This window comes from Endozoicomonas sp. 2B-B (assembly GCF_053470045.1).
Map to the genome: position 1 here is coordinate 4805821 of NZ_JBLZMU010000001.1, position 14051 is coordinate 4819871.

Consider the following 14051-nt stretch of genomic DNA (forward strand, 5'->3'; position numbering starts at 1 on the left):
ATTCTCTCAACAGCTTACCGAAACTGCCATGAGCGATTGAAAGTTGCCCCCCTCGCCCGGTTTGGCAGTCAATTTTCACGGTAATCAAAGCATTCAACTCTGAGGTAGTAGAATGACAAATACTCGCCCCAATGCATTAAGCCTTGCAGTGGCCGTTGCGATCGGTTCTTCCATCTTTGGTACACAGGCACTCGCCGAACGCAAGCTACAGACGAAATCGATCGATATTCCAGACAATGGACATGCGGAATTCACGCGTAGCGAGGTTATAGTTCAGCCAACGTTAGATGATGACCTGCAGCCAATCCCCAATTCCTTTACTACCACCTACCCTGATCAGGCTCAGGTCAGAGGAGGCTTCGACGTTCCTTCTGAAGGCTTCACAGAGGTTCTTTCCGGCATCGAGGGTGGCGTTTCCAATATTGATCTGTTTGAAACAGACGAGAATGACATTGCCCAAAAATACACAAAAGTCCTCAAGGTTGGCAATGAAGGAGTCTTCAGATTCACCCATAATCTTGCAGAAAAGGAGCTGCTCATTGAAGTCAGAGAAGGAATGACTGATCAGAATTCAATTGCAGCTGTTCGAACTCAATTAGGCCAATTAGGCGACACCCAACCATTAGAACCATTAACGAAAGTTGCAGGCCCAGAACAGTTAACCGCAATACTGAAAGGCGCCAATGAAAGATCGGGAAACCTTGGCGAAGTTGATAACTTCGTTGCCCTTGCCACCATTGAAGTAGACGAAGTGGACGTAGAAGGGCGCACCTTCATGCGACTTATCGCAGCAGGCGATCAGCCTACTAAGCTTCAGCGCCTGGGTCTATCGCTCTTTGTTAATGATGAGGCGCTTTTTGCAGCAGCCACCTCTGCCTATACCCAGGTTCATGTTCTGGGGGAAGACTTACAAAAGGAAGCCCTGAATGATCTGTTGTCATACCATCAACCCGTCGGCTACGTTCTCCATTTTGAGGACGAATCACAGTCTTATCGTTTGCCAGCCGGTTATCCAAAGCTGGAAGTGGAAGAGGTCCGGGGGGGCGTTATTGTTTTCCGATCTCAGAAACAAAATCCGGCCGACATCGCTTTTGTGGAAAGCCTCTACAACCTCTGGCGAGAAGATGACGCTAACAACCCCACTCCAGTAACAGCAAAGGTAAAAAAAGATAAGGTCAAAAGCTACCAGTACGTCATCCGAAACAGGCAAATGGAACTGCTGGAGGAGTTGGCTGAACAGTACGATACTGTAGTTGGCAGAGCTGAACTGATTACGCTTACATACTATGAATCTCTCCAGCAGGCGTTGACCAATGCCAGCCCGGATCAAGCCGATGACTTTGAATTAACGATAGAAGACATCAGACAGGCTTCGTCAGGGGTGACGACAACCTGGGTGCAGAATCAACTCGAAAAACACTTCGGCTTTAAACCCATAGTTAAAGATCTTCTGGCTAATCAGCTCTTTATTCAGGATATTCAGAAAGTGGTAACCGCTATCAACCAGGCCCACAACGGTGCTCCCGGGGTCGAGGGAAAGTTTGCCAGCAGCATTTCCAAACAGCTGGTTAAGATAGAAAGCATGCAGGAAGAGCTGCAAACAGAAGCAAGGAGACTCACCCAGCTTAGAGACCAGTTAAAGCTCACATTGAAGGCCACTACCAGTGTAGAGAAACAACTCAGAGCACTTCAACTCAAGCGACAAGTTGAGGATGCGCTTGCAGAAAATCGTAAATTGAGGGATGAACTGCAAAACCCGCCAGGAGAAATTCAGCAGGAGATCAAAGGAATTCTCAGTCTGGAGCAACAAGTTCGTGATGCCAGAGCAGGTGCCCTGCCAATAGAAGAACGACTCATTAAAGAAAAAATTCGCGCAATCTACAGACCGTTCGCTGCAACAGCAAAGTCTTACGAAGAAGCTTTAAAAGCAGAACCGGGGGCCATTGGTGGCGAGCCCAATATAGCTTCAGTGGATGAGGACAATCTGAGTGCCCTGCAATTCGTTCAACAGCAGCTGAAAAAAAACAGTGAGGAATTCCGAAAAAATCTGGCAATCTTTGAAGTTCAACTCGGTCTGGTTACGAACAATGAAGATGACCTTCAAGCCCGCTACCAGGCCATTCTACAGCACCTTCAGGAGCAGAGACTTGAGGCCGTAAAACAACATGGTCAGAATCAACAAGAGCAGGAAGAACTGAAAAACTGGTTACAGAAACTTCAGCAGGAAGCCAAACAAATTCAGCAGCTGGAAAAAAATGTTGGTATTGCCAGAGCCATTTTAGAAGAACACAATACTAAAGTGGCAGCAAAGCCTGGTATTGATAACTGGGACGATAGCCAGCCACTGGAAGAACAAGTACATGATGCCAGAGCAGACGCCACAAAAGATCGCAATGCTCAAACGGCAGCAGAACTTGGTATTGATAACTGGGACGATACCCTGCCACCCGAAGAACAAGCCAGACTCATCAGAAAAAAAATTCAGGAAATCAAACCACCGGATGCCGCAACAGAACAGACTGATGAAGAAACGGTCAAAGCACAACCGGCGGGCATTGGAAACAAACGTCGTCTTATTTTGGCCAATGAAGACCAGCTGGAAACCCGTCACCAGAGCATTCCTGGACACTTTGAGCCAAATAAACAGAAAGAGTGGACAGAGAAACTTCAGAAGAAAGCCGATCTGGTTCCATTGCTGCAAAAGCAAGTTCATACTCTCAGTAGAGATGGCAAAAAAGCTCGCTACGCTCTTTCAGCATCAAAGCTTGGTATTGATGACTGGGATGATAACCTGCCACTCGGTAAACAATTCGGACTCATAGTAAAAAAATTAAGTGAAATATACACGTCGATGGCCGCAACAGGGCAGTCTGATGAAGAAGCTCTGTCAGCAGAACCAGCCGCCATTGGTGGTCGGTGCCGTATTGCTTCGGTCAATCAATACAATCCGAACACCCTTCTGTTCATTCAACAACAGCTACAACAAAATGAAATAATACTACCCAAACGGGAAGTACGGGAAAAGCTGACTATCTTTGAGAATTATCTTGGTCTGGTTCCGGAAAACAAAAATGATCTTGAAGCCCGACATCAGGCCATTCACCAGCACCTTAAGCAGCAGGCAGCCGAGATCGCTCGACAGCCTGTTCAGAATCAACTTGAGCAGGAAGCCAATCGAATTCAAGAGCTGGAACAACAAGTTCGTGATGCCAGAGCAGATGCCACAAAAGCTCGTAACGCTCAACTGGCAGCGGAGCTTGCCATTGATAACTGGGATGATTCTCAGCCACCCGAAGAACAAGCCAGACTTATTAGAAAAAAAATTGCTGAAATGAAACCATCGGTTGCGGCAACAGGACAGCCTGATGAAGCAGCTGCAACAGCAAAACCGGCCGCTATTGGCGGCAAACGCAGTATGACTACGATCAATGGAGACGATCTGGATACCCTTGAGTTCGTTCAACAGCGAGAGCTACTGCCACAAAAGGAAGGACTAACCGATCAGGAAATACGGGAAAACCTCTCTTTTTGTGAAGGCAAGCTCGGCCTGGTTCCGGACAATGAAGATGACCTTGAAACCCGTCACCGGGGTCTTCAGCAGCGCATTCAGGAGCAGTCACTTGAGATCGAACAACAATTTATGAACTTTCTAGATGAGTACGATGGACGCAAAACATGGTTACAGCTTATTAAGAAGCAAGTCGATCGAATTCCAATTCTGAAAAAAGAAGCTCGTGCAACAGTTCCAATAAAAACTCAAAAATACAACGCTCAACTGGCAGCAGTGCTTGGTATCGATGGCTGGGATGATACCCAGCCAATCGAAGAACAATTCAGGCTCATCAGAGAGAAAATTCAAGAAATCAAGCAACCGGTTACCGCAACATCCATTGCCACTACACCGCTTAGCGCAACGCCTCTTGCAACAGCATCAATTGCCCCAACACCGGTTAGCGCAACGCCTCTTGCCACAACACCGGTTATCGCAACAGGAGCCGCGGCACTACATTCTCGGGAAGAAACTTTAAAGGAAAAACCAGCGGCCATTGAAAGAAAGCAAACTATGACTCCAGAGGATGAAAACGATCCGGATGCCCGCTATCGGCTCCTTCAACCGCACCTGCAGAATATGCTGAAACTAACCGATCAGGCAATCCTGAATAAAGACACCGCACTGGAAAATCGTGCCAAACCGCAGTCAACATTACAAGACCGGCTCTTAAGGCTTTCAGAGTTGGAAAAAGAACTGCAAACAGAGCTGGAAGACATCAGAACACCAGGCCACCCCAGAGCCATGCCTGAAGTATTTGGGACACTTCGCGCCGTGGAAAGAGTCCTGGAGCAGGAGGTGATTTACCGTAAAGAGGACGATGTCTACTTCCATCGTCTGGCTGTTTCTGAAGGTATACGGATGTTCATCACGGAAGCCAAAAAGCGGTCAGAGGAAAATGCCCTGATATCACTGTATTTCCTGGAAAAAATATTAGACCTCCAAAGCAATGAAGGTGATGACAAAGCAGCAAGACTGGAAAGGGTTCGTACAAGGCTTGATGGCGGTGATATATCAAATTACAAGCTGGTTGAAATGATCGAGGTCCTCTGGTGTGAGCTGGACATACATGACCTGGAGGCACTGAAGGGGGATCTGCCAGAGACGAATCTCAAACTCTTCACAATTCGTGAGCGTCTTGCCTTTGCAATCGAAGAGTCTGATCAGCGAGCCATAGAAAAGCAGGCAGAATACCTTTTGGCTATAGAAGACCAGATGGCGATCAACCCTCATAAAAACCCTGCTGCTATAGAAAGAGGCAAAGCTTTCACGGCTAAACTGGCCGGTGATCTGCAGTTAGAGTTTGAACAGGATGACAACCTGTCTGACCAGAAGGATGCTCTAAAAGACAAAATTCAGGCATTAAGAGAAGAAGTAAACAAAATCTATCACGATGAAGGCGGCAAAAGAATCAGTAACAATCAAATTGCTGATCGACTTAACATTGAGAACTATGGATATCACGCCAGTATAAACGAACAAAAGAGTCTAATTGGCGCAAAACTTGATCAGCTGGATGAAGAAGTTTTCAAGGCGGGTCAGCCTGGCGTTAATGAGCGTATCGCAACTATTGAAAATGAGCTTGACAAGCAAATGGCTCGTCTGGGACCTAAACCCCGATACGTTCTTGATCGTGATGTTGCCAGGGCCAGATGGGCAATAAAGTTGGCCGAGAATGACCTGGACTCAGCTCATCGCAAGCTACATAAGATTGGTGACAAACACCTGGTATTTGCGTGGAGCCTTGCCAGCCAGCAACACCTTTCGGATGAAGAAAAAACGGTTATCAACCGGGCAATGAAAGAATTCCATACCCATCTGGGTCTGGATTCGGGTGACTCACAGCCCCCTCAAGAACGAATGGAGAACGTCAAACATTACCTGCGGGGATGCAGTCAGGAACAACGGGATAACATCGTTAAGGAACTGAGAGCCAAAACAAACAGGAACATTGAGATAAAAGGAAATGTCCTCAGTTTTACGGAAGAACATGAAGAGTTTATTGTCGATCTGCACAAAAAAATTCCTGGTTTGTACGGGACCGGTAAATTCGGTGGATCATTGGGTGAACTGGCTTCAACCCGGATAAAGAACTCTCTGGTCAGGCAATTTCTGGTTGATCACGACAGGAAAAACTTAGAGGTGACCAATGCGTGGTTTGAAAAGAGGAATGCACAACAGAAGCTGGACCTTAAAAAAGAGGAGATCAAGCGTTGTAGAAACACTGATGACATGGCTGAAACCATACATAAGAACGAAATAGCGCGGCTGAATTTGGCCCTGAAACTGAAAAGTAAAGAGGTATCAAAAGCAGAAGAGGACCTGACGGATTTTCATAAAACGTCTCTTGCCCCCTTGGAAAAAACGGTGGGACTTAAACCAGACGCCACTGACACCAGTGAACACCGGGTTAATGCCCTGAGACACAAACAGGTACAACTTGGCGGGCACGACGGCACCGGCGGCAGGATCCGGCAACTGATTCAGGAACAGGCCCGTCTCAAAGGCGAGATTAAAGCCGGGAAGGCAAAAATTGAGAGAAGGAAGGAAATCCTGAAGACTGCAGAGAAAGCCGTCGAAGAAGAGGACGGTCCCTTCCAGTACACGCCGAGACAGGTAAAGGCTCTGGACGCTATCCACAAATTCTCGAAGGAACACCCTCTCAAAAAACAAGCTATTCAGGCCGTCATTGGCCTGCAGGAAGCAGCAGCCTATAGCGGTAAGACCCCCCCCAACTTTATAGGTTTCGATTTTGACGATGAATTTGCACCGATTCGCTTGCGGGCAAAAGTCGGAAACAAACTGAGGATTCAACAGGCCGGTCAGATTGTGGAAATGTTCAGAAGCCTGAAAACAGCTTTCCCGCTCCCCCTGCTTTCAGAAGATCGATCTCGAAATGTTCTCAGGGAAATCCAAACACTCACGACCAGGGCATGGATTGAGAGAAACATTGGAGCAAAAGAATTCGGCGACGAAATTCGTAGCATAGGCTCAGCGGTTATTCACTGCATCGAACACCAGCAAAGGGACTTGAAAGACTTCTCGGAATACTTCGCTGCCCACTCTGCCAGTGGTGGCAAGATCATAGCTTTGCTGCGTGATGGTCTGATCAACAAAGTTGAACTTGAGAACTACATGAAAGCCGTCAGAGGTATCGATGGCTATCTGCCAGCAGATGAATTTGAACACGCTCTTGGCTACAGGCACAAAGTCAATGTGCCCCGCTTCAGAGCTGTTGTCCAAAGGCTGGACAATGAGGTTGCTGAGGAATTCATGCAGAGTGCCTTTGCTAATGTGGCTGTGACTGCCGCTGGCCCGACAGGTATGACAGAGTCTGTTGTCGGCATGAAAGAGTACGCCGCTGCAGTTATCGCCAACTATGTTCTTGACGATATTGCCTTTGAAAACGGCCGCAAAACAACCGCATTCCTGGCCAATGTTCAGGATACCCTGACACCTTATGCCAATGCAGCTGGCCTGGCTGAATCAGAGCTGATCAAGATTATCAATAGCACATTGGTGCTGGCACATGCTGCAGCGGTTGAACAGCAGCTAAATGAATACTGGCTCAAACCTTCAGCCTATCTGGTTCAGGCTGTCACCTGGTACTACACCAGCTACAAACCTCTACTGATGACCTACACTGCCTGGCATGCAGCCGACCTGGCCCTCTCAAGTATTTCGTTCCTCTATCTTATGGATCTGACCAACAGAGGTGATTACACGCACAGGATGCTCACCCCTTTCCAGCACTGGTTGGAACGCTACGGTGTTGATCTTGACCGAATCGGGCAATATGCCTACCACAGAGAAATTGAAAAATTCTCTGAAGTAGGCGGGCTGGCAATGCCATTGGGCAAGGCCACTTCCTCAGCCATTCTGCTCAGAACCGGCTCCATGCTCTTTGCCAGACAGTACAACGCCAACCCCCATAGGTATCGCAGCATTTATCGCCTGATGCCTGAGATAGTAAAATCCATGGGTTCCGGACAAGGCGTTCAGGTGCCGCTGCTGCACCGGGTGACACCACAAGCAGTGAAAAGTCTGGCCTCTGTCACAGCCGGCCTCGTGCTGGGGCCGATTTCCACTGCCGGAGCATACGCCCAGGGTCTGTTATCAGGATTTACCTATGCTCAAACCTTTGGGTTCGCTCTGGCATCGAGCCTTGCTTTCGACTTCTTCATGAACGACAACAAGATGCTCACTCAATGGCTGGGTGGTCCTCTGGGGCGAGGTATTGACAGGATTAATCGCTGGCGAGGTGTGGGTGAAACGGACGCTGAATATGTGAAACGCACGGCTGTTGCCACGCCACAACGCTTCAATGAAACCGGTGAGGATTATGTAAACCGTGTTAAGGCAAGCAACAGCATGCCTGGCTGGACGCGTCATGAAAATTATCTGCATTTCCGTGAACGCCGGGATCGCACCATGAAGATGTTTGAGAATGGCTGGGAGAAATACTTCAGGGAAAATGTACCTAAATGGTCATTCTCCCATGCAGAAAGTGTTCCTTACTCTTACACTTTAGGTGTCTTCTATGAATGGCAAAAGGCCGGTGAATCAACCAGGCAACAAGCAACCACCGGCAGTGCCACGCCAGTGCCCCGTGAAACACCGGTGATGACTTCAGTGGAAGCGCTTCTTTCCGAGTCCACGAAGACTTCTCCGGTGACAAAGACTGAAGTTATTCCACCCATTATACTGGATGAATTCAGGGAAAGCTCTGAACCTGTGCCGATAACAACCGCGACACCCACTGCAGCGCCTGAGAAATCCCCGGCAGCTGTAAATCCAGCAATGGCTGGTCTTGCGTTCAATCTTGATGAAGATCGGGGAGACGATAAAAATCCCCGCGACGAACTCTGATATCAGAAACCAGCAGATGCTCACTTCATAGCCATCCAGAAGAAGCCGGTATAAAGAAATTCATACTGCTTTCTCTCTCTGATTGGGCTACCGATTCACCCCTATGAAGAGGTACGAAACAATGTATTCCATTCCTGAAAAAACAGCTCAAATGAATGCCCCCCGGGTCAATTCAGAAAAAGAGACATTTAATTGCAAGGCTTATGCTTCCTTCGCTCCCGGGAAACCCGAGTCAATAAACTGGCTCTCTGTCAAAAGGCTCCGGGCTTTTGCAATTTCGGGGGCCTCGTTCCTGACCATTCTATTGGCATTGGGCTTTGCCTCTGTGAACCATGCAGACTTGAGCGGACTAGAGGACGACGATGATCAACCCGACACTGAACAGTTCATGCTTGATGATGATGACTCCGGTACTCCGGAACCGGCTCCCTATGAACCGAATCTTGATGAAATGGAAGATCAGGGAGAGTTGGAAGGTTATGATCCCGATGAGGCAGATTAGCTCGTGCTCTGACTCGGAGATTTTTAAAAGAACTAAAAACCACCATTTATCCCGACGAGGGTAGAAACACATTGTCGCTTTCTGGAAAACGACAGCCACGAGCGATTAAAAGTCGCTTCCTTGCCACATGTGGCAAACACTTTTCATGGTAATTAAAGTAATCAGTCCTGAGGTAACAGAATGACAAATGCTCGTCCCAATGCATTGCACCTTGCTGTGGCCGTTGCAATCGGTTCTTCCATCTTTGGTACACAGGCGTTGGCCGATCGCAGGCTGCAGACAAAATCTGTCGATATTCTGGGCAGTGGACACGTGGAGTTTATCCAGAGTGAGGTCATAGTTCAGCCAACTTTAGGTGATGACCAGCAACCCATACCTAAATCCTTTACAACCACCTACCCTGATCAGACTGAAGTCAGAGCGGGCTATGACGTTCCTTCTGAAGGCTTCACAGACGTACTTTCTGGCATAGAGGGTGGCGTTGCCAGTGTAGATCTGTTTGAAACAGACGAGAATGACGTTGCTCAGAAATATACCAGAGTCCTGAAGGTAGGTGATGAAGGAGTCTTCAAGTTCACCCATAATCTTGCAGAAAAAAAACTGGTCATTGAAGTCAGAAAAGGGATGACCGATCAGAACTCAATTGAGGCCGTTCGAGCTCAGTCAGGTGACATCCAACCAATAGATCCGTTAACAAAAGTCGCCGGCCCCGAACAGCTGGCCGCAACACTGAAAGGTGCCCATCTAAGAGCGGGAAACCTTGGTGCAAGGGATGACTATGTTGCCCTTGCCACCATTAGAGTAAAAAAAGTTGAAGTGAACGGACGCACTTTTATGCGCCCAGTGGTTGCGGGCGATCAACTCCCTGAATTGCAGCGCCTGGGGCAATCGCTCTTTGTTAATGATGAAGCTCTTTTAGCAGCAGCCAACTCTGCCTATGCCCAGGTTCATGTTCTGGGGGAAAAACTACAACGGAGAGTTCTCCACAAACTACTGTCGTACCATAGACCTGTTGGCTATGTTGTCCACGTCGAGGATGACACACAGGCTTATCCTGTGCCCGAGGGTTATCCAAAGCTGGAAGTGGATCAGGCCTCGGAGGAGATAATTGTTTTTCGTGGTCAGAAACAGAACCCGACCGATATTGCTTTTGTGAAAAGCCAGCTTGTCATCTGGGAAGAATATACAGTTAAAGAACTCACTGCAGAGGTTAAAAAAGACAAGATCAAAGGCTACCAGTACATTATTAGAAGCAGGCAGATGGCACTGCTGGAGGAGTTGGCTGCAGAGTTGGCTGAAAACTACGATGCCAAACTTAACGAAGATAACCTGTCAGAGCTTACCTATTATGAGTCTTTTCAACAGGCATTAAACAGTGCTATTGCCGATGGAACCGATGAGTTTGAGTTCACAACAGGACACATCAGAATCGCTTCATTGGTCATCACGCCAATCTGGATGCAGTTTCAACTCATAAAAAACTTCAGCTTCAAACCCGTACTTAAAAATCTTCTGATTAGCCATAATTTTAATCACAATATTCAAAAATTTATATCCTCTATTAACACAGCGATGCAGCGCTTTGCTGATGGCGAAGGCAAAAAGTTTTCCTCCTTTTCCCCCAAAGTTATGGGTGACATTAACCAACAGATGCTCGAGATGGCAAGCACGACGGAAGTGCTGCGGGCAGGAGAGGCCGAACTCGCCGGGCAACTCGCCGGTACAGCCAAAACATTAGGCCACGGCACAACGGCAATGGCCGCTGCCAACGGTGAGGAAAAAATGAAACCAGAACGACTCAGTGAGAAATTTGAGGCTGAGCTTAAAGAGCTTCGTCAAACGTTCGAGGTGATCAAAAACACGGTTTATGAACTTCGGGAGGATGCCAAACGAATCCCGGAGCTGGAAAAAAAAGCCGATGATGCCGCAGCAGAAGCCACAAAAGTTCGCAACGCTCAAATGGCAGCAGGGCTTGGTATTGATGACTGGGATGATACCCGGCCACCCGAAGAACAAACCAGACTCATCATAGATAAAATTGATGAGATCAAGCAACGGATTACCGTAACAAGACAGCCTGATGAAGAAGCTGAAAAAGCAAAACCGGAGGTCATTGGCCGCAAGCGAGATATGACTTCGGTTAATGAAGAGGATCTGGGTATCCTTCAGTCCATTAAACAGCACCTGCAACGAAAGAGAGAGCTAACTGATCGGATAATCCAGAATAATCTGGCTTACATTGATTGTCAGCAAGGTGTGCTCCCGGAAGAATTAACCGATCGGATAATCCTGAATAATATGGCTTACATTGAAGGTCAGCTCGGCCTTATCCCGGTTGAAGGCAGGGATCTGGAAGTCCGTTGCCAGACCATTCAGCAACACATCTGGGAGCAGGACGCTGAGATCGAAAAAGAGCTGGCAGAACGGAATAACTGGATTCAGAATCTTCAGGAGGAAGTCGATCGAATTCCAATCCTGAAAAAAAAAGTTCTTGAAGCAACAGCAGCAGCCAGGCGAGATTACAACATTCAAATAGCAGCAGAACTTGGTATTGATAACTGGGATGATACCCAGCCACCAGAAAAACAAGCCAGACTCATCAGTCAGAAAATTCATGAAATCAAGCAACCGGTTATCACAACATTGATTACCCCAACAACGGTTGCCGCAACATCAATTGCACCAACATCAATTGCACCAACATCAATTGCACCAACATCAATTGCACCAACATCAATTGCGCCAACATCAATTGCGCCAACATCGACTGCCTCGGCATCAATGGCCTCAACATCGGTTGCTGCAACAGGACAGCCTCGGAAAGAAGCTTTGAAAGAAAAACTGGCGGCCATTGAAAGAAAACACGATATTACTCCAGATAATGAAAACGATCTGGATGCCCGCTATCTGTCTCTTCAACAGCACTTGGAGCGACTAAAAGCAGAACAGGCCGATCGAGTAAAGGCAGCTGAGAATCATTTGGCTGACATTGAAGGTCAGCTCGGTCTGATCCCGGATAACGAAAAGGACCCGGAAATCCGTTGTCAGGCCATCAAGCAACACCTTAATGAGCAGGTAGCTCAGATCACTGAACAAAAGCAACAACTTCAGCAACAGAGCACCAGAACAAATGCTAACAATGAAGCTGAAAGTGGGCTGGCCAGTGTTAATCATAATCTGGATGCTATTCGTCGCGAACAAGTGTTACCTTTGCGTCCTGCTAACGCCAAAGGCAGTGTTACGGATGAAGACGAAAAGGCTCCCGATCAGGCAAGGAAACAAATTCAGACCAGATTGGGTCTGCCTGCAGGCGATGCCCCTGCCCCTGAAGAGCAATTTGACACTGTAGAAATCGGTCAGGCGCTTGAAAAACTCGAAGCTGTCATAAAAGCTATGGACACCTGGGTGGAAAATGGCAACGATTTATCGTCTTTCTCTACTGCACTTAAAGCCTATTTAGATGCTTATGGCCGTGACAAAACCAATGAAGTCGAGGGCGAGCTGACTTTAACCTGGAAAAAGTACACTCCGGTCGCAAAACTTCTGGCTGAGCACGACAGAGAAAGTACGGAACTGACCAAGGCAGTGGTCGAAGAAAATATTGCACAAAATAATCTGGATCTCAGAAAAAAGGAGATTCCTGATTCTGGAGAGATCGATGAAAAGACTAAAACCTTCCATGAGCACAAAGTATCTCGACTGAATTTAGACCTGAAAGATAAAAAAGCAGCTGTGGCGGTGACTTGCCCGACGGGTATGAAAGAGTCTGTTGCCGGCATGAAAGAGTACGCAATTGCTGTCATCGCCAATTATGCTCTAGACGATATTGCCTTTGACAATGGCCGCAGGACAGTTGCGTTTCTGGCCAACGTTCAGGATACCCTGACACCTTACGCCAATGCTGCCGGACTCTCTGAATCAGAACTGATCAAGGCTATCCATGACACAGTGATGCTGGCTCATGCCGCAGCGGTTGAGCAGCAGCTCAATGATTACTGGGTCAAACCTTCAGCCTGTCTGGTACAGGCTGTCACCTGGTACTTCTCCAGCTACAAACCCCTGCTGTTAGTCCTTAGCACCTTTCAAGCTGCCAAAATGTCCCTCTCAAACATGGCATTCCTCTATCTTCTGGATCTGACCAACAGAGGTGATTACACGCACAGGATGCTGATACCTTTCCAGCATTGGCTGGGGCACTATGGTGTTGATCTTGACCGAACCGGTCAATATGCCTACCACAGTGGAATTGAACAAATCTCTGAACTGGGTGGGTTGGCCATGCCATTGGGTAAAGCCGCTTCCTCCGTCATTTTGCTGAAAACCGGCTCCATGCTGTTTACCCGACAGCACAACGCCAACCTGCAGATGTATCGCGGCATGTCCCGCCTGGTACCCGAAATAGTCAAATCCATGGGTTCCGGGCAAGGGGTTCAGGTACCCCTGCTGCACAGGGTGACACCACAAAAAGTAAAAACTCTGGCCTCTGCCACAGCCGGTCTGGTGCTGGGTCCGGTAGCCAACTTCGGAACATACGCCCACGGTCTTTTATCCGGTTTTACCTACGCTCAAACCCTCGGATTCGCCCTGGCATCGAGTCTCACTTTCGACTTCTTTATGAACGACAACAAGATGCTGACTCAATGGCTGGGTGGACCTCTGGGTCGAAGCCTTGACAGGATTAATCGCTGGCTGGGCATGGGTGAAACCCAGGATGAATATTTCAAACGTACGGCCATTGCTACGCCTCAGCGCTTCAGTGAAAACGATGAAGCCTATGCAAACCGTATTAAAGCAAGTGACATGATGCATGGCTGGACGCGGCACGAAAATTACCTGCATTTCCGTGAACGCCGTGATCGCACCATGAAGATGTCTGCGAATGGCTGGGAGAAATACTTTAAGGAAAATGTACCTAAATGGTCGTTTTCCCATGCAGAAAGCATTCCATACTCCTACACTCTTGGAGCCTTTTACAAATGGCAAAAGGGTGGTGATCAGACAATTCACGGTCATGAAAAGAGGTATGCCCCCCAATCGAGTTTTCGACCTGCAGCTTCAGCAGACAGCCTTAAATAAAAGCTACTTCCTCGCCTGGTGCTGCAGTCACTTCTCACGGTAATACAAGTACCC

3 protein-coding genes are annotated in these 14051 nt (G+C 47.9%); all 3 read left to right on the plus strand.

Annotation, left to right across the window (positions count from 1 at the left end; genetic code table 11):
* Window positions 1–112: 112 nt before the first annotated feature.
* The gene (locus ACOMHB_RS18660) at window positions 113–8419 is read left to right on the plus strand and encodes a hypothetical protein (protein ID WP_448217743.1); all 8307 of its coding nucleotides are present in this window, start codon (window positions 113–115) and stop codon (window positions 8417–8419) included.
* Window positions 8420–8540: 121 nt separating this feature from the next.
* A complete protein-coding gene (locus ACOMHB_RS18665) occupies window positions 8541–8921 on the plus strand; it encodes a hypothetical protein (RefSeq protein WP_448217744.1) in 381 nt (126 codons plus the stop codon).
* A gap of 180 nt (window positions 8922–9101) precedes the next feature.
* Entirely contained in the window at window positions 9102–13997 is a 4896-nt protein-coding gene (locus tag ACOMHB_RS18670; RefSeq protein WP_448217745.1) for a hypothetical protein, read from the plus strand.
* The last annotated feature ends 54 nt before the right edge of the window (window positions 13998–14051 follow it).

Coding starts and splice junctions, on each gene's coding strand:
- ACOMHB_RS18660 (WP_448217743.1), top strand. CDS start 113: ATGACAAATACTCGCCCCAATGCATTAAGCCTTGCAGTGGCCGTTGCG.
- ACOMHB_RS18665 (WP_448217744.1), top strand. CDS start 8,541: ATGTATTCCATTCCTGAAAAAACAGCTCAAATGAATGCCCCCCGGGTC.
- ACOMHB_RS18670 (WP_448217745.1), top strand. CDS start 9,102: ATGACAAATGCTCGTCCCAATGCATTGCACCTTGCTGTGGCCGTTGCA.